Consider the following 19,412-nt stretch of genomic DNA (forward strand, 5'->3'; position numbering starts at 1 on the left):
TGCCACGTCCTATCTACCGCTGTTTCCTCTCAACGTTGGAGATGTTCGCAGTGAGTTATCTATCGGTTGTGCGCCACGTGGGTTGGCGTGGGTTACTGCAGTGCAGTGTCCTGCTCGGGGTGATGTCGCTGCTGGCAGCCGGGCCTGCGTTTGCGCAGGGCGTACCGCAGAGTGCAACGCTGACCAATGGCATCAACACCGGCGGCACCAGCTTCTTCGACGGGTTCACGCGCACCACGCCGGGCTGGGCGGTGATCACCTACCTGCGTCAGAGTTCGCTGGATGCGATCAAGGACGCGCGTGGCAACGATGTGCCAGTGTTCGATAATCCGCGCATCGATTCCACCCTGTTGCTGACCCAGATCGCCTATGTCACGCCCTACAAGCTCTTTGGCGGCGCACTGGGCATCAATACGCTGGTTCCGCTGATCAACCTGGATGCCTCCTTCGGCCGCAACAGCGTCGCCACACTGCGCGATAACGGCGCCGGCGTGGGCGATCTGACGTTCGGGCCGTATCTGCAGATGCTGCCGGTGATACGCGATGGCAGGCCGGTGTTTTCGCAGCGTTTCGAGATCGATGCCATCGCACCGGTCGGCAAGTTCGATCGCGACCGCGACCTCAATCAAAGTGCAGGCTATTGGTCGGTGGTGCCGAACTACGCATTGACCTGGCTGCCGACGCCGAGTTGGGAAATCAGTGCGCGCCTGAATTACATCTACAACTTTCGCAGCGAGCGTCGTCCGAATCTGCCGCCCGGCTTCGAATTCCGCAATGGGCAGGCAGGCGATGCGGGCTGGATCAACTTCGCCACCTCCTGGGAAGTGGCACCGGATATCCATCTGGGCGTGAATGCGTATTACCTCACCCAGTTCCGCGATAACCGCACCAATGGGCAGCGTGTTGCAGACACGCGTCAAAGCGTGTTCTACGCCGGACCAGGCGGCTCATGGCGGCTGGATGCCAGCAACATCGTGTTCGCAAATCTCTATCTGCCGGTGGAAGTGAAGAACGCCGCCTCCGGCAACAACGTCAACCTGCAGTACGTCCATGTGTTCTAGTGCCGGCGTGGCCGGCCTCTTCGGAGAGTGGCAATGAATTTGCAGAACAAGACGATCGTGGTCACCGGTGTGGCCTCGGGTATCGGTGCAGAAGTCGCGCGGCTGGCGCGGTTTCATGGCGCTACCGTGATCGGCATCGACCGCACACCGGTGCAGATGACGCTGCATGGGTTTCACCAGGCCGACCTCGGCGACCCGGCCTCTATCGATGCACTGGTGAAGGCGTTGCCGGAGCGTATCGACGCGCTGGCCAACGTGGCCGGCGTCCCCGGCACCGCACCGCTCGAGCTGGTGGCACGCGTCAACTATCTGGGACTGCGTCATCTCAGCCAGGCCTTGCTGCCGCGTATCATGCCGGGCGGCAGCATCATCAACGTGGCCTCGATCCTGGGCGCCGAATGGCCACAGCGGTTGGACCTGCACAAGCAACTGGCCGCCACCGACAGCTTTGCTGCCGGCGGTGCATGGTTGGCGGAACATCCGGTGGCACACGACACCTGCTACCAGTACTTCAAGGAAGCGCTGATCGTGTGGACGTTGCTGCAATCGCGGCCCTGGTTTGCCGAGTGCGGCGTGCGCGTCAACAACGTCTCGCCAGGGCCGGTCTTTACGCCGATTCTGGGCGACTTTGCCGCCATGCTCGGCGAAGAGCGCGTCAAGGAAGATGCCAAGCGCATGACCCGCCCGGCGTATGCCGATGAAGTGGCCGAGGCCATCGTGTTTCTTGCGTCCGATGCTGCGCGCTGGATCAACGGCATCACGCTGCCGGTTGATGGCGGGCTGGCGTCGACCACTCTGTAACTCCACCCCACAGCAGGAGGCTAGACCATGAATGCTCTCCCCAACGTTGCAGTATCCGCGCCCACCACCCCGGCGTGGCACGGCTGCATTTTCAATGGCGACTGGGTGCCCGGCAACGGCGGCACCTTGCAGATCTACGAGCCCGCCACCGGCAACCTATTGCATGAAGTGAGCAAGGCCGATCTGTCCGATGTCGCAGCTGCGGTGGCGCAAGCCAAACACGCGCAGCGTGCGTGGGCCGCCACCGCGCCGCGTGAGCGCGCTGCGATATTTCACCGTGCCGCGCAGCTGATGGAAGCGCGCAGTGCAGAAGCCGCGCTGCTGATCGCGCGCGAAACCGGCGGCATCCTGCCCAAGGCCCGGCGCGAAGTGAACGAATCGGTAGTGTTCTATCAGCAAGCTGCAGCGCTGCCGCTGCAGGCCGTGGGCCAGGTACTACCGACCGGTGCCGGTCAGCTCAGCCTGGCGCGGCATCTGCCGTTGGGTGTGATTGCGGTGATTTCGCCGTTCAACTTCCCGTTGATCCTGTCGCTGCGTTCGGTCGCACCGGCGCTGGCGATGGGCAATGCGGTAGTGCTCAAGCCCGATCCGCGCACGCCGTATACCGGCGGGGTGATCATCGCGCAGGTGCTGGAAGAAGCCGGTCTGCCGAAGGGCTTGCTGCATGTGCTGCATGGCGATGCGCAGATCGGTCAGGCGCTGGTCGAATCGCCGGATGTGCCGATGATTGCCTTCACCGGTTCCACCGCTGCCGGCCGACGCATCGGCGAGATTGCAGGGCGGCACCTGAAGAAAGTCGCGCTGGAACTGGGCGGCAACAACGCAGTGATCGTGCTCGACGACGCCGATCTGGATAAAGCCGCATCGGCAATCGCGTTTGGCGCCTACATGCATCAAGGCCAGATCTGCATGGCCACCGGCCGGGTGCTGGTGCAGCGCAGTGTGGCCGAGGCATTGACGCAGCGGCTGGCCGAAAAAGCCCGTCATCTTCCCGTTGGCGATCCGGTCAGCGGCACCGTGGCGCTGGGCCCGATCATCGACCAACGCCAGCTGCAACGTGTGATCGACATCGTGCGCGACAGCGTTGCTGCCGGTGCGGTGGTCGAAGCCGGCGCGACAAACGAAGGCCTGTTCTATGCGCCGACCGTATTGTCCAACGTGCGTCCGGGCATGCGCGCATTCGACGAAGAGGTATTCGGCCCGGTGATCAACATCACCGTGTTCGATACCGACGACGAAGCGGCGGAACTGGCCAACTACGGCGAGTATGGGTTGGCCGCAGGCATCATGTCGGCATCGGTGTCGCGTGCGATGAACTTGGGCGAGCAACTGTACATCGGCTCGCTGCATATCAACGACCAGACGGTGGTGGACGAAGTCATCAATCCGTTCGGCGGCACCGGTGCGTCGGGCAATGGCACCAGCGTCGGCGGCCCGGCCGATTGGGAGCAGTACACGCATTGGCAGTGGCTGACGATCAAGAACACGGTGCCGCAGTACCCGTTCTGATCGGAGTAATGCAGCCGAATGGGGTTGCTGACGAAACCTCTCGAACGCTGCGTTGATGGCGGCAACTTGTTGGTCACACTCGCCTGCGTCGTTTGGATGTACCACTGGCGCCGTTTTGAGGTGCAGCCAAGAGCCTGGTTAGTCGAGCGCGCGGTGCCCTCACCGCTCGCGGGACACGCCGCAAGTACGTCCATGTAGGCTCGGTGGCGGCATCCATGCCGCCACACGGTCCCGCAATCGGTGAGGACACCGCACCAGAATGTTGGTCGGTCGCTGGGTAAAAAGCTGAGCGCCTCACAAGCAGCGTGTCCTTGCTGGTGCGGGTCGCGGAACGACACGATAGCTAGCAAATCAGAAGCACGTCATGCATTGCTTGCAACCCTGCACACCGACACTCTCGACGGGTCCTTGCCGGCCCACCGTCGCGGGACCTTACGCGGCATGGAAGCCGCCTACACGGACGTACTTGCGGCGTGTCCCGCGATGGTGGGCCGGCAAGGACCCTGCAGCAAAGTCACAGACCAGCCGCCCTGGCAACTAAGCTATCCGTGCTCTGCAATCACTTCAAGACATACGGGAATTGAGTAATAGCCGGCTTCGCCAAACTAGCGGTGAGCGCAATAGTCTTGTCAGCCGCTCTCAATCGCCAGCACGGAAGCGCGTCGGCGAGCAGCCGGTGTGGCGGGCGAAGTAGCGGCTGAAATACGCAGCGTCGAAAAATCCAAGGCTGGCCGCGATCTGTTGCACGCTCAGGCTGGTGTAGCGCAGGCTGCGGCGTGCTTCCAGCATGATCCGGCGCTGCAGCAGGTGTAATGCCGAGGCCCCAGCCAGTCGCTGGCACAGCGCGTTGAGATGGCCCGGGGTCAGTCCCAATTGATCGGCGTAGCGGGAGATCGGCCAATGCGCGCGATAGTGCTGGTCGATCAAGGCTTGGTAGCCGCGTAGATGGCGCAACGCCGGATCGGCCTGCGGGCTTACCGCAGCTGCATCTTGTGCGCGTTCCAGTGAAGTGCGCGCCGTCCAGATCAACAGCTGCGCCGCAGCCGCCTGCAACGCGGCCTCGTGGCCGATGCGATGGCGCGCGTGATCGTCGGCAATGGTGGCGAACAACACGTCGAGCAATCCGCGTGCTTGATTGACCTGCAGCACCAAAGGCGCCGCCAATGCGCGCTGCAGCAGTGGTGTGGCACCAAGTGCACTGCGTACCAACGGCATGCACAAGGTGATGATGTGCCCGCGCACCTGTGGATCGAATCCGAAGCCGTGCACGCATAACGGTGGCAACCACACCACGGTTGCGCCGCGCACGCGTTGGCTGCGGCCATCCAGCTGCAGCGTTGCTGGCCCGCGCTGCACGTACAGCAGCTGCGCCAGGTCTTCGTGGCGGTGCGGCACGATATGCCAATCGTGCAACCGGCTACGTGCGGCGATCGACTCCCAGTGCAATAACTCCGGCGCGTCGGCATCGTGCTCGCCGTACAGACCGAAGGCGGGAACAGGGGTGGCTGCAGCAATATCAGGCGCGCGTGTCGGCATCGTCGAAAAGTCCAAGCACTGCACGCAATCATCCCTTCAAAGCGCACGCTTGGCTACCGACACTGGCCTGCATCAGCCCGCTGAGGCAGGAGCATTGCATGCGAACCCAGGTTGCGATCATCGGCGCAGGTCCCTCCGGCCTGTTGCTTGGCGAGCTGTTGCTGCGCGCCGGTATCGATACCGTCATTATCGAGCGGCAGACGCCCGAGCACGTGCTCGGCCGCATTCGCGCCGGCGTGCTGGAGCAGGGCAGTGTGGAGCTGCTGCAGCGCGCCGGCGTTGGCGAGCGCCTGCAGCGCGAAGGCTTGTTGCATCATGGCTTCGAACTGTCGCTGGATGGCCAGCGTGAGCGCATCGACCTGCTGCGCGGCTGCGGGCGTGGCGTCACCGTCTACGGCCAGACCGAGGTCACCGCCGATCTGATGCAGGCACGTGCGCGCAGCGCTGCGCCGACCTATTACAACGCCCAGGACGTCACCCTGTGCGAGGTACAAAGCAATGCGCCCGTAGTGGAATTCACCCATGATGGCCAACGCCAGCGTATCGCCTACGACTATATCGTTGGCTGCGACGGCTTCCATGGCATCAGCCGCGCCAGCATTCCGCCCGAGCGACTGCGCCTGTTCGAGCGCGTATATCCGTTCGGATGGCTGGGCGTGCTTGCCGACACACCGCCAGTGCACGATGAGCTGATCTACGCACGTCACCCACGCGGGTTTGCGTTGTGTTCGATGCGCTCGCCCACACGCACGCGCTATTACGTGCAGGTGCCTGCCGATGCGCGTGTGGAGGCCTGGAGCGACCAGGCATTCTGGAATGAATTGCGCGCGCGGTTGCCAGACACCTTGGCTGCGCAACTGGCGACCGGCCCATCGATCGAAAAGAGCATTGCGCCGTTGCGCAGTTTCGTTGCCGAACCGATGCAGTACGGTCGTCTGTTTCTGGCCGGCGACGCGGCGCATATCGTGCCGCCGACTGGCGCGAAGGGCTTGAACCTGGCGCTGGCCGACGTCGGCCTGCTCGCACAGTTGTTCGAACGCTGGAACACATCCGGCGATGCCGGCGTGCTGCAGCAGTATTCGGCGCTCGCGCTGCAACGGGTCTGGAAGGCCGAGCGGTTTTCATGGTGGATGACCACCTTGCTGCACACCTTCGACCACGAAGATGCATTTACTGCGCGCATCCGCGCGGCCGAGCTGGATTATCTGCTGAGCAGCGAAGCCGGTCGCGCCACGGTGGCGGAAAACTATGCCGGCCTGCCGTTGGTGGAGTTGCCCGCCGAGTGATCTGACCAGGGCGGTTGACCCACCGCTGCGCTGCCGTCAGGCAAGTATTCTTGCTGCTCGGAATCGGCACGGATTTGTGCGTTGTGCGGTTTGCGCGCCACTCGAGCTCACACATCGGGGCGCTCCTGGCATGCATTCGCCATGCTTGGTAACACAACACGCGTCACGTTAAAGGGTGATGTTTTTCTCACCACCCATTTTGGAAGTGCCCTGGTGCACTTCAAGGCGTCTAGCGGGTGAGCGGACGCGGCCGGTAGGCTGGCGGCGACGCGTAGACATCGCTGTGTGCAAGGGCGCGTCATTCCCCCAATCAGCGGAGCATCGTGCTGCTGCCTGCAGCGAGCGCAGTGCCCGTCTCCACCCAGGAGTGCTCCATGAAAACCCTGTTCTCCCGTGCCCTGTTACTGGTCATGCTGGTGGCACCGGTGGCTGCGTTCGCGCAGACCGCAGTGACCGCCAATCCCAACCACCAGAAGATGCTGGTCGGTTCCACCTGGTTCGAAACCGCCAACAAGCGCTTGGTCTACGACTTCTGGCGCATTGTGTTCGAGGCTGGTCAGGTGCAGTACGCGCCGATGTACATGGACAAGAACTACATTCAGCACAACCCGAATGTGGCCAACGGGCGCGATGCCTTCATCGCATTTCTGACCGCCTTCGTGCCGCCGACGCCGGTGCAGGAACGCGTGCAGTTGCCGCTGGTGGCCATCACCGCAGATCGCGATCTGGTCACGCTGGTGTCGGTGCGCACGCTGCCGGATCCGCGTGATCCGAGCAAGACCTACACCACCACCTGGTTCGACATGTTCCGCATCGAAAAAGGCCTGATCAAGGAACATTGGGATCCGGACACCATTGCCGGCCGCGCCAATACCGGCGGCCAGTAAGTGCTGCGGCACTGCAGGGCTGCAGCGTGCAGCCCTGCAGTGCGTAATTCACGCGAGTTGCCAACCTAACGTTGCGCCCACCTACTGGTGGGTGCAGTCGTTTCGGTGGCAGTGTTTAGCTGATGCGGAAGCCCATCGTGGCTTCCACCGCTTGCTGCCAGCCGGCATACAGTTGTTCGCGCTTGTCGTCGGCCATGTTCGGCTCGAACCGGCGATCCACTGCCCACTGCTTGGCGATCTCTTCGCGGCTGCTCCAGAAGCCGGTCGCCAGCCCTGCCAGATAGGCCGCGCCGAGTGCGGTGGTTTCTGAAACTTCCGGACGCAGCACCGGTACGTTGAGAATGTCGCTCTGGAACTGCGCCATGAAGTCGTTGGCGATCGCGCCGCCGTCGGCACGCAGCTCTTTCAGCTCGATGCCCGAATCGGCCTGCATTGCCGTGAGTACGTCGCGGGTCTGATATGCCATCGATTCCACCGCCGCACGCACGAAGTGTTCCTTGGTGGTGCCGCGGGTCAGCCCGAACACCGCGCCACGGATATCGCTGCGCCAATACGGGGCGCCCAGGCCGACGAAGGCCGGCACCAGATACACACCGTCGTTGTCGCCGGCGCGCTCGGCATAGGCTTGCGAGTCGCTGGCCTTGCCCAGCATGCGCAGGCCGTCGCGCAGCCATTGCACCACCGAGCCGGCAACGAAGATCGAGCCTTCCAGCGCGTATTCGACCTTGCCGTCGATGCCCCAGGCAATCGTGGTCAGCAACCCGGCCTTGGAGGCGACCGCCTTGTCGCCGGTGTTCATCAATGCAAAGCAACCGGTGCCATAGGTGTTCTTGGCCATGCCCGGTTCGAAGCAGGCCTGGCCGAACAACGCGGCCTGCTGGTCGCCGGCGATGCCCGCGATGGGCACTTGCTCGCCGTAGAAATACTGGGTCTGGGTCATGCCGTAGATTTCGCTGGACGAGCGCACCTCCGGCAGCATTGCCGCGGGCACGTCGAGCATCGCCAGCAGCTCGGCGTCCCACTCCAGCGTGTGGATGTTGTACATCAGCGTGCGCGAGGCATTGGTGTAGTCGGTGACGTGCACCTTGCCGCCGGTGAGATTCCAGATCAGCCAGCTGTCGATGGTGCCGAAGGCCAGCTCGCCTTTCTGCGCGCGTTCGCGTGCGCCTTCCACATGGTCGAGAATCCACTTGACCTTCGTGCCGGAAAAATACGCGTCGATCAGCAAGCCGGTCTTGTCGCGCACCATCTGCTCGTGCCCGGCTTCCTTGAGCTGCGTACAGATGTCCTTGGTCTGCCGCGATTGCCACACGATGGCGTTGTAGATCGGCTGGCCGGTGGCCTTGTCCCACACCACCGCGGTTTCGCGCTGGTTGGTGATGCCGATACCGGCGATCGAGCGCGCATCGATCTGCGCGTTGTTGAGCAGCTCGGTGATGGTGGTGTAGACGCTGGTCATGATCTCGCGCGGGTTGTGTTCCACCCAGCCCGGTTGCGGAAAGATCTGGCCGAACTCGCGCTGCGCCACACCGGCCACCTTGCCCTGGCGATCGAACAACATCGCGCGTGAGCTGGTGGTGCCTTGATCGATCGCAAGGACGTATTGCTTTTCCATCGGAGATTCCTCAAACAGTGCCGGCGCTGGCGCACGGCGAGAAAGTGGGTGGTGCACGCCGTTGTATGAGAGGCCGGTAACAACTCAAGACCTGCTCAACATCGGCGCTGTGCTGTCAGTCGTGCAGCAGTGCGATTACTGCGGGTCGAGCGGCGGTTTGCTGCCTTGCAGATGCCGCACGCGTGCCGGCAGAAACGGCAGGATCAGCCACTGGTAGGCGAGCGCGCCGATGGGGCCGCCGATCAACGGGCCGACGATCGGGATCCACCAGTAATTGTCCTTGGCCGGCAACGCAGCCTCGCCCCAGCCGGCGAAGTAGGCGAACAGGCGCGGGCCGAAGTCGCGCGCCGGGTTCATCGCCCAGGCTTCCAGATAGCCCATCGACGCGCCCAGCGTGGCCACCAGCAGACCGATCATCAGCGCGCCGGAGTTGGCGGTCGGCGCGGCTTCGTTGAACTGTTCGGTGATGGCGAAGATGCCGAAGATCAGGAACGCAGTGATGATGATCTGGTCCACCAACGCATGCATCGGCGTGACCGCAAGGCCGGGTGCGGTGAAGAACACCCCGGCTGCGCCACCGGCTTCGCGGGTGAGCTGTTGCACCTGGTTGTAGTGATCGATCACCGGCCCGTACATCTGGTAGACGATGGCCGCGCCCAGAAACGCACCGATCACTTGCGCGCCCCAGTACGGCAGCACTTTCTTCCACGAGAAATCGCGGAACAACGCCAGCGCCAGCGTCACCGCCGGATTGGCATGCGTGCCGGATACCGAGCCGGTGACATAGATCGCCAGCGTCACCGACAGGCCCCAGGCGATACACACGCCCCAGTAGGCGTTCTGATACGGGCTGGGGTCGTAGAGGATGTACATCGCTGCGACCGAATCGCCGAGCGCGATGATGATGAACATCGCCACCGCTTCGGAGATCAACTCACCCACGAGTTGGCGGCTCATGCGCGCGACCTCATGGGTGTGACAATGCGGGTACTGGTCTCAATGACGCAGGCAGGATGGTGCGGCGCGCATGTTGGCGCGCAGGGGTGTTGGTTGGTGCTCATCTGGGTTGCCCTCCACGTGACTCAGGATGATGCTGGCGAATGCGCCAGGATACGTTGCCGAACGACCCGTCCTCGCCGGCAACGCTGTTCGATCAGGCCGGTACCACGTCCACCTGCTGGACCGATTGCGTCTGCAGATACGCTTCCAGACGCTGGCGCCCGGCCGCATCGATGCGCAGACCGAGTTTGCTGCGCCGCCACAGGATGTCGTCGGCGGTCACGGCCCATTCGTGGGCGCGCAGATAGTCCACCTCGGCTTGATACAGGTCGGCACCGAAGTGCGTACCCAACGCGGCCAGGTTCTGCGCGTCGCCCAGCAGCTGCTCCGCGCAGGTGCCGTAATTGCGAACCAGCCGCTGTGCGGTGGGTGCCGGCAGCCACGGCCGCGCGCTGCTGACGCGTTCGAGCAGGCTGGCGATATCGCGTTGTTCGCCGCCCGGCAGCGCGTCGCCGCGCGCCGTCCATGCCGGCTTGCGCGCACCCAATGCCTGAGTCAGGCGGTCGACCGCTTCTTCGGCGAGCTTGCGATACGTGGTCAGCTTGCCACCGAACACATTGAGCAACGGCGCGCCGTCGGTGAGCACTTCCAGCTGGTAATCGCGGGTGACTTCGGCGGCGTTGTCCTCGGCATCGTCGAGCAGCGGACGCACGCCGCTATAGCTCCACACCACATCGGCGGGGCTGATCTGCTGCTGGAAATACAGGTTCACCGCCTCGCACAGATACTGCACCTCGGCCGCGTCGATCTTGGGCGTGGCGGGGTCGTCTTCGTGGTCGACATCGGTGGTGCCGATCAAGGTGAAGTCGTGCTCGTACGGAATGGCGAACACGATGCGCCGGTCCGGTTGCTGGAAGATGTACGCATGGTCGTGGTCGAACAGTTTGGGCACCACGATGTGGCTGCCCTTGACCAGGCGCAGTGCGTGTTTGTGCGGCACTGCGGCCACCTTGTCCAGGAACGACACCGCCCAGGGACCGGCCGCATTGGCCAGCGCACGCGCCTGCACGGTGCGGCGGCGGCCGTCGCGACCTTCGAGTTCGGCATACCAGAACCCGGCATCGCGCCAGGCACCGACACAGCGCGTGCGCGTGTGGATCTGCGCGCCACGCTTTGCAGCGTCCATCGCATTGAGCACCACCAGCCGCGCGTCCTGCACCCAGGCATCGGAGTACACAAAACCGGTGCGCAGCGACTCCTGCAATGGCTGGCCCACCGGGTGCGTGCGCAGCGACAGCCGGCGCGAGCGCGGCAGGCTGCGCTTGCTGCCGCCGAGATGGTCGTACAGAAACAGGCCGGCACGAATCATCCATGCCGGACGCAGATGCGGTTGATGCGGCAGCAGGAAACGCAGCGGCCAGATGATGTGCGGGGCCAGCCGCAGCAGCACCTCGCGCTCGGCCAGTGCCTTGCCGACCAGCGCGAACTCGTACTGCTCCAGGTAGCGCAGGCCGCCGTGAATGAGCTTGGTGCTGGCGCTGCTGGTATGCGCAGCCAGATCGTCCTGCTCGCACAGGCACACCGACAAACCGCGCCCGGCCGCATCGCGGGCGATGCCGACGCCGTTGATACCGCCGCCTATCACCAGAAGATCGTATATCTCGCCCATCGGTGTCTCCGTCCGGGTACGCCACAAGAGCGAACCCAAGTTGTCATGTTCGAACATATTCGAACATCAAACCTTGTCGGGACGTGAAGAGACGCAAACCCCTGTTTCAGGATAGGTTTCGGTTGGAGGACCTATTGAGAAGTGGAACTTCGATCGCTATTCAGGATCAAAATTGCGATCCAGAGGTGTGCGCTTATCGCAAACGCACAAAAACGAACAATCGGCTCAGCTGGCGTCGCCAGGGTTTGCCAGATGCACCCGGGTGCCGGCCTCGGCCAGCACTGCGGCCAGTTCCTGCGGCGGTGGCCGGTCGGTGAACCAGTCGTGCACCTGGGCGATCGCGCCCAGCCGCACCATGGCGTTGCGGCCGAACTTGCTGTGGTCTGCAGCCAGCAGTACCTGCCGCGAGTGCTCGATGATGGCCTGGGCCACCCGCACCTCTTGGTAGTCGAAATCCAGCAAGGTGCCGTCCAGATCGATGCCGGAAATGCCGATCACCCCGAAGTCCACCTTGAACTGGCGGATCAGCTCCACCGTCGCCTCGCCGGTCACGCCCTGGTCGCGTCCGCGTACCACGCCGCCGGCCACGATGACCTCGAAGCTGGGGTTGGCGCTGAGCATCACCGCCACGTTGAGGTTGTTGGTGATCACACGCAGGCCGCGGTGCTGCAGCAATGCGCGTGCCACCTCTTCGTTGGTGGTACCCAGGTTGATGAACAGCGAGGCATCGTCGGGAATGAAGCGGGCGACCTGTGCGGCGATGTGCTGCTTTTCGCGTGCCTGCAACGCCTTGCGCGCGGTGTAGGCCAGGTTTTCCACGCTAGAGGGCATGCTGACGCCGCCGTGATAGCGGCGCAGCACGCCGGCATCGCACAGCAACGTGAGGTCGCGGCGAATGGTCTGCGGGGTGACGTCGAAGCGCGTTGCCAGCCCTTCCACCTCGGCAAAGCCCTGCTGCCGCACCAATGCCACCAATTGCTCCTGGCGCGGGTTGAGCGCCGGCGCCGGGACCGTCCTGTAGTGAGTCGACTCCATGCGCAGATGATCGCGCATGTGCGTGAGGATGCAAACACGGCTGCGTGCAAGCGGTAGCGAGCAGTCGTCAGGTGGGCGTGGACGGCGCACGCAGAAACCGCAGTGTGCGCGTGGCACACGCCGCAGCAAGCGCCTGCCACGCCTGGCTGATGGTTGGCGCAGCAGTTTTTGCTGCGCTGTCAGCCCAGCTCGCCGCGATACCCCGTATCGATACTGATGCTGCCACCGACCGCGCGCGAGACGCAGGCGCACAGTTTGCGGTTCTCGCGGCGTTGTTCGTCGCTGAAGAACACATCGCGGTGGTCGATATCGGCCGCGCTGTCCAGCACCTCCACCGCGCACAGCCCGCATTCGCCACGACGGCATTCGGCGATCAGCTCCACCCCGGCATCGGCCAGGGCATCCAGCATCGATTCGTTTTCCGCCACCGGCACTTCCAGGCCGAGCCCGGGCAACTTGACCACGAAGGCCTGCGCCGGCACCCGCCCGCTATTGCCGAAGGTTTCGAAATGCAGCCGCGCACGCGAACGCCCGGCGGCGTGCCAGTGCTGGCGCACTGCTTCGAGCATGCCCAGCGGCCCGCACACATACACCTCGGCATTGGGCGACAGGCGCGCCAATTCGGCGGCAAGATCCGGCTGCCCAGCGGTGTCGTCGCAATGCAGCTGCAGGCGCTCGCCGAGCAAGGTTTCCAACTCGTCCGCATACGCCATCGCAGCACGCGAGCGACCGACGTACAGCAGGCGAAAGGACCGGTGACGACGTGACAGCCGCTGCGCCATGCCGATGATCGGCGTGATGCCGATCCCGCCGGCGATCAACAGGATTTCCTCGCCGCTCTCATCCAGCGCAAAGTTGTTGCTGGGCGGCGAGATCTCCACCACATCGCCGGGCTGCAGGGTCCACATATGCCGCGAGCCGCCGCGGCTGTCGGGCATCTGCCGTACCGCGATCTGGTAATAGCCATCGGAGCGCGGTTCGCCCACCAGCGAGTACGAACGCACATCGGGCCGGCCATGCAACTGCACGCGAAAATCCAGATGACTGCCCACCTCGAACGGGCGTGCCGCAGTGCCGGGATCGAGCACGATCTCGCGCACGCCCTCGCAGGCATCGGCAATGCTGACGACATGGGCGCGGTGCCACTGGGTGTCTTTACGCATGGGGAACTCCGGGCAGAAGGGTGTGCTGGCTGTTGCCAGCGTCGGACGGATGGGCGCGGCCGATCAAGGCGCCACCGCGCACCTGGGTGATCGCCGCCGGGGTTTGCAGCACGTGACGCAGATTGCGATGCGCAAGCCGTGCGTGTTCGCGCATCAGTGCTTCGGCACGCGCGCCCTGGCGGTATTCGATGGCAGCGATGACTTCGCGATGCTGGTCTTGCGCCAGCGTCAGAATCAGTTGTGCTTCGGCGCTGGTGGTCTGCGCCATGACCAGGCTGTTGGGCGAGGCGAACGGCAACTGCAGCACACGGGTGAGTTCGCGGCCCAGCACATCGCTGCGGGCCATGGCCACCAGCAACGCATGGAACTGCGCGTTGGCCTGTACGTAAGCGGTGAAGTCGATGGCGTGCAGCGGCGAGCCGACGATGCCGTCGAGCGTGTCCAGCAACTGGCGAGCCTGGGCCAGCGATGCGGCGGATGCCCCGCGTTCGGCGGCCATGCGCGCGGCCAGGCCTTCGAGCGTGCCGCGCAGTTCGATCGCATCGTGCACATCGCGTTCGCTGAAGGCCTGCACCGCGTAGCCGCCACCCGGCAGTGCGCTGGCCAGGCCTTCTTCGCAGAGACGCTGCAACGCGGCGCGCACCGGCGTGCGCGACATGCCCAGCCGCTGCACCACCGCCAGCTCGGACAGCCGCGCGCCGGCCGGCAGGGTGCCGTCGAGAATCAGTTCGCGTAGCGACAGCAGCGCGCGCGTGGTTTGCGCGGCACTGCTGCGAAACGGGGTGGTCGGTGACATGCGAACCTCCGTCGCGGTGCTTTAGCCCACCATGCGCAGCGACAATTCCTGCGCGCGCTGTTCCTGTGCGATCAGCCGATCGATCACGCGGCGCGCCCACATGCCGCCGGCATCGACGTTGAGGTTGTAGAAGGTGTGATCCGGATGCGCATCGATGGCGCGCTGCTGCGCTTCCAGCACCGCCTCGTCCTCACCGAACACGCCGGTGACGCCGGCTCGGGTCAGCGTGGTCAGGGATTGATCGTGCAGCGCGTAGTTGCGCATGAATGCCCAGAAGTAGTGGCAGGTGGTGTCGGTTTCGGGCGTGATGGTGTTGAGCACGTAGCCGTTGACGCCCTGGCTGCGGTCGCCTTCCGGCGCACCGGTGCCGGCGATGGCCACACCGACATCGATGGCGATGGTGCCGGGCGCTTCGAAGCGAATGATCTGCCAGCGATCGACCTTGCCGTGGTAATCCAGATGGCGCGCGATCTGGCTGGCCCAGAACGGTGGCGCGTCGATATTGCGCATCCAGCGCGACACCACCACCGAGCGGTCACCATGCATCACATCGAACGGCGCTTCGGCGATCTCGTCCTGGCCGATGCTGGAGCCATGCACGAAGGTCTCGTGGGTCAGGTCCATCAGGTTGTCCAGCACCAGCCGGTAGTCGCACTTGGCGTAGATGGTGCGGCCGTCGCCGGCCCAGGCCGGGTCGTGCGCCCAATGCAGATCGGGAATCAGGCTGGTGTCGGCCTGCGCCGGGTCGCCGGGCCAGATCCACACATAGCGATGCTTCTCGGCCACCGGAAAACTGCGCACGCAGGCAGACGGATTGATGGTCTCCTGCGAGGGCATGTGCACGCAGCGGCCCTGGGTGTTGTAGACCAGCCCGTGATAACCGCAGACCACATCGTCGCCGCGCAGCTTGCCCATCGACAGCGGCACCAGGCGATGCCAGCACGCGTCTTCGAGTGCGATCACGGCCCCGGCGGTGCTGCGATACAGCACCACATCCAGGTTGCATACCTTGCGCGGGGCAAGCGCGTGCTTGATCTCGTGGTCCCAGGCGACGGCATACCACGCGTTGAGGGGAAACAGCTGCTTGGACTGGGACATGACCGTGACTCCTGGGGTTTGTATACAACCTGGGGTGCGGATCGGCAGTGGTACGCCGGCTGGCAACCAGTTGACGCGCTTGCCAGCGCTGGCGTCTGCTTGCAAGCGAAGTTATGTATACACCGGAGACAATGTTGAGGTGTCAGTCGCCAAGCGAAATTGTGCGATTATCGAATACGCACACCGATAATCGGATTGACCGGGCTGTGCCGCTGCGCCTACCGTGACCGCACGCTCGCTGCGCAGGACTCTTGCAATGGCCCAAATCGTCTCCCTCTCAGAAGCGGTGTCCCAACTGATCGCTGACGGCGATTGCGTGGCGATGGAAGGCTTCACCCATCTGATTCCGCATGCGGCCGGCCACGAGGTGATCCGTCAGCGCAAGCGCGACCTGCACCTGGTGCGCATGACGCCGGATCTGATCTACGACCAGCTAATCGGCGCCGGGTGCGCGGCGGCATTGCGGTTTTCCTGGGGCGGCAATCCCGGCGTCGGCTCGCTGCACCGGCTGCGCGATGCGGTCGAACATGCCTGGCCGCAGCCGCTGCAGATCCGCGAACACAGCCATGCCGACATGGCCAACGCGTACGTGGCCGGCGCATCGGGCCTGCCATTTGCGGTGTTGCGCGGCTATGTCGGCTCGGACCTGCCGCGCGTCAACGACAGCATCAAGTTCCTGCAATGCCCGTACACCGGCGAAACGCTGGCCACCACGCCGGCGGTGAATCCCGATGTCACCGTGATTCACGCGCAGCGGGCCGATCGCCGCGGCAATGTGCTGCTGTGGGGCATCCTGGGCGTGCAGAAAGAAGCGGCTCTGGCCGCGCGCAAGGTGATCGTGACGGTGGAAGAGATCGTCGATACGCTGGATGCGCCGCCCAACGCCTGCATCCTGCCGCGCTGGGTGGTGGATGCGGTCTGCCACGTGCCCGGCGGCGCCGCGCCGTCGTATGCGCATGGCTACTACGCCCGCGACAACCGCTTCTATCTGGCCTGGGATGCGATCGCACGCGACCGTGCGCGCTTCCAGGCATGGATCCAGACGCATATTCTCGATACCGAGGATTTCGCTGCCTTCCAGCGCGTGTACGCGCAATCGCAGCTGCAGGTGGCCGCATGAGCGACTACAGCACCAATGAAATGATGACCGTGGCGGCCGCGCGGCGCCTGCCCGATAACGCGGTGTGCTTTGTCGGCATCGGCCTGCCATCCACTGCCGCCAACCTGGCGCGGCTGACGCATGCGCCGGACGTCACCTTGATCTACGAATCCGGCCCGATCGGCGCGCGTCCGGACGTGCTGCCGCTGTCGATCGGCGATGGCGAACTGGCCGACACCGCCGACACCGTGGTCTCCACGCCGGAGATCTTTCGGTACTGGTTGCAGGGCGGTCGCGTGGATGTGGGCTTTCTGGGCGCGGCGCAGATCGATCGCCATGCCAACCTCAACACCACGGTGATCGGCCCGTACGATGCGCCGAAAACGCGGCTGCCCGGCGCAGGTGGCGCGCCGGAGATTGCGGCCAGCGCCAAGCAGGTGTTCATCATCATTCGCCAATCCACGCGCAGCTTCGTGCCGGTGCTGGACTTCATCACCACGGTCGGGCATCTGGACGGTGGCGATGCTCGCCAACGTGCCGGCCTGCCCGGTGCCGGCCCCACCGTGGTGGTCACCGATCTATGCGTGATGGAGCCCGACCCCGTGACCCGTGAACTCACCGTCACCGCCTTGCACCCCGGCAGCACCCGCGAACAGGTGAGTGCCGCCACCGGCTGGCCGATCCGCTTCGCCGCCGATCTGGCGCAGACCACCCCACCGAGCGCTGCGGAATTGCAGGCGCTGCGCGCGCTGCAGGCACGCACCGATGCGGCGCATGGCAAGCAGGCTGCGGGAGCCGAGGCATGAGCGAGGTCTATCTGATTGATGGCATCCGCACGCCGATCGGCCGTTACGGCGGCGCTCTGGCCAGCGTGCGTGCCGATGACCTCGGCGCGGTACCGATCGCCGCGTTGATGGCGCGCAATCCGCAACTGGAACCGGCGCTGATCGAAGACGTGTATCTGGGCTGCGCAAACCAGGCCGGCGAAGACAATCGCAATGTCGCGCGCATGAGTCTGTTGCTGGCGGGCCTGCCGTCTTCGGTGCCGGGTAGCACGCTCAATCGCCTGTGCGGGTCCGGGCTGGATGCGATCGGCACGGTGGCGCGCGGCATCCGTGCCGGCGAACTGGGGCTGGCGATCGCCGGCGGGGTCGAATCGATGACGCGCGCGCCATGGGTGATGGGCAAGGCCGAGAGCGCGTTCGCCCGCACGCAAAAGCTGGAAGACACCACGATGGGCTGGCGTTTCGTCAATCCGCGTCTGCAGGGCGCCTACGGCGTGGAGTTGATGGGCGAAACTGCAGAGAACGTGGCGCAGCGCCATGCCATCGCGCGCGAAGACCAGGATGCCTTTGCATTGCGCAGTCAGCAACGCGTTGCCGCTGCACAGGCGGCCGGGTTCTTCGATGGAGAAATCACGCCGGTGACCGTGGCCCCACGCAAAGGTGGCGAGGCAACCGCTGTCGATCGCGACGAGCCCCCGCGCCCGAATACCACGGCCGAGATGCTGGCCAAGCTCAAGCCGGTCTTCCGCCAGCCCGGCACGGTGACTGCCGGCAATGCCTCGGGCCTCAACGATGGCGCTGCCGCCTTGTTGCTGGCTTCCGCGCAGGCGGTGCAGACGCATGGGCTGACCCCGCGCGCACGCGTGCTCGGCTTCGCCTCGGCGGGTGTGGAGCCGGCCTTCATGGGGATCGGCCCGGTGCCGGCCACGCAGCGCTTGCTGGCGCGGTTGGGCCTGACCATCGAACAGTTCGATGCGATCGAACTCAACGAAGCCTTCGCCGCGCAGGCGCTCGCCTGCACGCGCGCGTTCGGGCTGGCCGACGATGCGCCGCACGTCAACGCCAACGGCGGCGCCATCGCACTCGGCCACCCATTGGGGATGAGCGGCGCGCGGCTGGCGTTGACCTTGCTGCGGCAACTGGAAGCCAGCAACGGACGGCTTGGCCTGGCCAGCATGTGTATCGGCGTGGGGCAGGGCGTGGCGCTGGCGATCGAGCGCGTGTAGTGCGCCCGTTGCAACCACCGCTGCCGTTACCGCACACCCATAGCGTTCTCGACGCTTGCAGCGTTGACGCCAGCATTCTCGACCGCGCCGCAGCGCAACCGATGGAGATCCCGCATGCGCGACCCCAGCTCTGACACGCCAGTCGATCCGCTGCTCGGCTATCGCCGCACCCGGATCGGCACGCAGCCGGCGTATCTGCATCTTCCCTATGCATCCACCGCGTTGCGCGGCCCCACACGCGCGCCGATCGACATCCCGGTCACGCTGTCGGAAGTCACCGGGCCGCGACTGGATCGGCTGACCCTGGGCGAGCATGCCGCCGATCTCACTGCCGGCTTTGCCGGCGAGCCATTGGGCGAGCGCATCATCGTCTCCGGCCACGTGCTCGACGAAAACGGCAAGCCGGTGCGCAACAGCGTGGTGGAAGTGTGGCAATGCAACGCGGCTGGCCGCTATCAACATGCGGGCGATCGCCACGATGCGCCGCTGGATCCCAATTTTCGCGGTACCGGCCAGGTGCTCACCGACGACCACGGCCGCTATGCGTTCAAGACCATCAAGCCGGGTGCGTATCCGTGGCGCAATCACTACAACGCCTGGCGGCCGGCGCATATCCATTTTTCGCTGCATGGCGATGGCATCGGACAGCGCTTGATCACCCAGATGTACTTCCCCGGCGACCCGTTGCTGGCGCACGACCCGATCTACAACTGCGTGGACGATCCGCTGGCACGCGAACGCATGGTGTCCAGCTTCGACTGGGAAAACGCGGTGAGCGAATACGCGCTGGCCTACCGCTTCGACATCGTGTTGCGCGGTCGCAAGCAAACGGTCTGGGAGTGAATCG

General features: G+C 64.7%; 17 protein-coding genes and 1 other RNA gene. 9 read left to right on the forward strand and 9 right to left on the reverse strand.

Going from position 1 to position 19,412, the window contains the following annotated elements; translation table 11 throughout:
• Positions 1–41 precede the first annotated feature (41 nt).
• From FFY45_RS08680 to FFY45_RS08690, 3 genes are read left to right on the forward strand one after another with little or no spacing between them, the layout of a single operon-like run.
• Entirely contained in the window at positions 42–1,061 is a 1,020-nt protein-coding gene (locus FFY45_RS08680) for a SphA family protein (protein WP_439333519.1), read from the forward strand.
• Between the two features lie 33 nt (positions 1,062–1,094).
• Positions 1,095–1,862: a coniferyl-alcohol dehydrogenase gene (locus FFY45_RS08685; RefSeq protein ID WP_176340123.1), complete on the forward strand. Its 768-nt coding sequence runs from the start codon at positions 1,095–1,097 to the stop codon at positions 1,860–1,862.
• Between the two features lie 27 nt (positions 1,863–1,889).
• On the forward strand, positions 1,890–3,371 hold the full coding sequence (locus tag FFY45_RS08690; protein WP_176340124.1) for a benzaldehyde dehydrogenase: 1,482 nt from the start codon (positions 1,890–1,892) through the stop codon (positions 3,369–3,371).
• A gap of 639 nt (positions 3,372–4,010) precedes the next feature.
• Here FFY45_RS08690 and FFY45_RS08695 read toward each other — a convergent pair.
• Positions 4,011–4,907 (reverse strand): helix-turn-helix domain-containing protein, encoded by an 897-nt coding sequence (locus FFY45_RS08695; protein WP_176340125.1) that lies wholly within the window; start codon positions 4,905–4,907, stop codon positions 4,011–4,013.
• A 98-nt stretch (positions 4,908–5,005) separates the two neighbouring features.
• On the opposite strand from FFY45_RS08695, the gene pobA reads away from it, so the two are divergent.
• On the forward strand, positions 5,006–6,193 hold the full coding sequence (gene pobA, locus FFY45_RS08700; protein WP_176340126.1) for a 4-hydroxybenzoate 3-monooxygenase: 1,188 nt from the start codon (positions 5,006–5,008) through the stop codon (positions 6,191–6,193).
• A gap of 374 nt (positions 6,194–6,567) precedes the next feature.
• Positions 6,568–7,080 carry a nuclear transport factor 2 family protein gene (locus FFY45_RS08705; RefSeq protein WP_115037301.1) on the forward strand — a complete coding sequence of 171 codons (513 nt, stop codon included), beginning with the start codon at positions 6,568–6,570 and terminating at the stop codon, positions 7,078–7,080.
• 115 nt (positions 7,081–7,195) lie between these two features.
• Here the strand turns inward: FFY45_RS08705 and glpK are convergent, their stop codons facing one another.
• The 8 genes from glpK to FFY45_RS08745 form a co-directional block, all read right to left on the reverse strand.
• Complete coding sequence (gene glpK / locus FFY45_RS08710) at positions 7,196–8,695, reverse strand: glycerol kinase GlpK (RefSeq protein ID WP_176340127.1); 1,500 nt, start codon at positions 8,693–8,695, stop codon at positions 7,196–7,198.
• A 135-nt stretch (positions 8,696–8,830) separates the two neighbouring features.
• Positions 8,831–9,652: an MIP/aquaporin family protein gene (locus FFY45_RS08715; protein WP_176340128.1), complete on the reverse strand. Its 822-nt coding sequence runs from the start codon at positions 9,650–9,652 to the stop codon at positions 8,831–8,833.
• 196 nt (positions 9,653–9,848) lie between these two features.
• Positions 9,849–11,363, reverse strand: coding sequence for a glycerol-3-phosphate dehydrogenase (glpD, locus tag FFY45_RS08720; protein WP_176340129.1), 1,515 nt, complete (start codon positions 11,361–11,363; stop codon positions 9,849–9,851).
• A 225-nt stretch (positions 11,364–11,588) separates the two neighbouring features.
• The gene (locus FFY45_RS08725; protein ID WP_104551345.1) at positions 11,589–12,416 is read right to left on the reverse strand and encodes a DeoR/GlpR family DNA-binding transcription regulator; all 828 of its coding nucleotides are present in this window, start codon (positions 12,414–12,416) and stop codon (positions 11,589–11,591) included.
• A gap of 11 nt (positions 12,417–12,427) precedes the next feature.
• Positions 12,428–12,517: non-coding RNA, sX9 sRNA (locus FFY45_RS08730), on the reverse strand.
• A 60-nt stretch (positions 12,518–12,577) separates the two neighbouring features.
• Positions 12,578–13,561: a PDR/VanB family oxidoreductase gene (locus FFY45_RS08735; RefSeq protein WP_023902283.1), complete on the reverse strand. Its 984-nt coding sequence runs from the start codon at positions 13,559–13,561 to the stop codon at positions 12,578–12,580.
• Entirely contained in the window at positions 13,554–14,357 is an 804-nt protein-coding gene (locus FFY45_RS08740) for a GntR family transcriptional regulator (protein ID WP_176340130.1), read from the reverse strand. The genes FFY45_RS08735 and FFY45_RS08740 overlap by 8 nt, the downstream gene beginning before the upstream one ends.
• Positions 14,358–14,378: 21 nt before the next feature.
• Complete coding sequence (locus tag FFY45_RS08745) at positions 14,379–15,455, reverse strand: aromatic ring-hydroxylating dioxygenase subunit alpha (protein WP_006449036.1); 1,077 nt, start codon at positions 15,453–15,455, stop codon at positions 14,379–14,381.
• A gap of 256 nt (positions 15,456–15,711) precedes the next feature.
• On the opposite strand from FFY45_RS08745, the gene FFY45_RS08750 reads away from it, so the two are divergent.
• From FFY45_RS08750 to pcaH, 4 genes are all read left to right on the forward strand, one after another.
• A complete protein-coding gene (locus tag FFY45_RS08750; RefSeq protein WP_176340131.1) occupies positions 15,712–16,575 on the forward strand; it encodes a CoA transferase subunit A in 864 nt (287 codons plus the stop codon).
• Complete coding sequence (locus FFY45_RS08755) at positions 16,572–17,360, forward strand: CoA-transferase subunit beta (RefSeq protein ID WP_104551341.1); 789 nt, start codon at positions 16,572–16,574, stop codon at positions 17,358–17,360. Before FFY45_RS08750 ends, FFY45_RS08755 begins: the two co-directional genes overlap by 4 nt.
• Complete coding sequence (pcaF, locus tag FFY45_RS08760; RefSeq protein WP_176340132.1) at positions 17,357–18,565, forward strand: 3-oxoadipyl-CoA thiolase; 1,209 nt, start codon at positions 17,357–17,359, stop codon at positions 18,563–18,565. The genes FFY45_RS08755 and pcaF overlap by 4 nt, the downstream gene beginning before the upstream one ends.
• Positions 18,566–18,679: 114 nt before the next feature.
• A complete protein-coding gene (gene pcaH, locus FFY45_RS08765; protein WP_176340133.1) occupies positions 18,680–19,408 on the forward strand; it encodes a protocatechuate 3,4-dioxygenase subunit beta in 729 nt (242 codons plus the stop codon).
• Positions 19,409–19,412 lie beyond the last annotated feature (4 nt).

The organism is Xanthomonas hortorum (assembly GCF_011305375.1).
GTDB classification, from domain to species: Bacteria; Pseudomonadota; Gammaproteobacteria; order Xanthomonadales; family Xanthomonadaceae; genus Xanthomonas; species Xanthomonas hortorum_E.

Excerpts from the sequence above, each read along its gene's own strand:
- FFY45_RS08680 (WP_439333519.1), top strand. The coding sequence starts at position 42 with ATGTTCGCAGTGAGTTATCTATCGGTTGTGCGCCACGTGGGTTGGCGT.
- FFY45_RS08685 (WP_176340123.1), top strand. The coding sequence starts at position 1,095 with ATGAATTTGCAGAACAAGACGATCGTGGTCACCGGTGTGGCCTCGGGT.
- FFY45_RS08690 (WP_176340124.1), top strand. The coding sequence starts at position 1,890 with ATGAATGCTCTCCCCAACGTTGCAGTATCCGCGCCCACCACCCCGGCG.
- FFY45_RS08695 (WP_176340125.1), bottom strand. The coding sequence starts at position 4,907 with ATGCCGACACGCGCGCCTGATATTGCTGCAGCCACCCCTGTTCCCGCC.
- pobA (WP_176340126.1), top strand. The coding sequence starts at position 5,006 with ATGCGAACCCAGGTTGCGATCATCGGCGCAGGTCCCTCCGGCCTGTTG.
- FFY45_RS08705 (WP_115037301.1), top strand. The coding sequence starts at position 6,568 with ATGAAAACCCTGTTCTCCCGTGCCCTGTTACTGGTCATGCTGGTGGCA.
- glpK (WP_176340127.1), bottom strand. The coding sequence starts at position 8,695 with ATGGAAAAGCAATACGTCCTTGCGATCGATCAAGGCACCACCAGCTCA.
- FFY45_RS08715 (WP_176340128.1), bottom strand. The coding sequence starts at position 9,652 with ATGAGCCGCCAACTCGTGGGTGAGTTGATCTCCGAAGCGGTGGCGATG.
- glpD (WP_176340129.1), bottom strand. The coding sequence starts at position 11,363 with ATGGGCGAGATATACGATCTTCTGGTGATAGGCGGCGGTATCAACGGC.
- FFY45_RS08725 (WP_104551345.1), bottom strand. The coding sequence starts at position 12,416 with ATGCGCGATCATCTGCGCATGGAGTCGACTCACTACAGGACGGTCCCG.
- FFY45_RS08735 (WP_023902283.1), bottom strand. The coding sequence starts at position 13,561 with ATGCGTAAAGACACCCAGTGGCACCGCGCCCATGTCGTCAGCATTGCC.
- FFY45_RS08740 (WP_176340130.1), bottom strand. The coding sequence starts at position 14,357 with ATGTCACCGACCACCCCGTTTCGCAGCAGTGCCGCGCAAACCACGCGC.
- FFY45_RS08745 (WP_006449036.1), bottom strand. The coding sequence starts at position 15,455 with ATGTCCCAGTCCAAGCAGCTGTTTCCCCTCAACGCGTGGTATGCCGTC.
- FFY45_RS08750 (WP_176340131.1), top strand. The coding sequence starts at position 15,712 with ATGGCCCAAATCGTCTCCCTCTCAGAAGCGGTGTCCCAACTGATCGCT.
- FFY45_RS08755 (WP_104551341.1), top strand. The coding sequence starts at position 16,572 with ATGAGCGACTACAGCACCAATGAAATGATGACCGTGGCGGCCGCGCGG.
- pcaF (WP_176340132.1), top strand. The coding sequence starts at position 17,357 with ATGAGCGAGGTCTATCTGATTGATGGCATCCGCACGCCGATCGGCCGT.
- pcaH (WP_176340133.1), top strand. The coding sequence starts at position 18,680 with ATGCGCGACCCCAGCTCTGACACGCCAGTCGATCCGCTGCTCGGCTAT.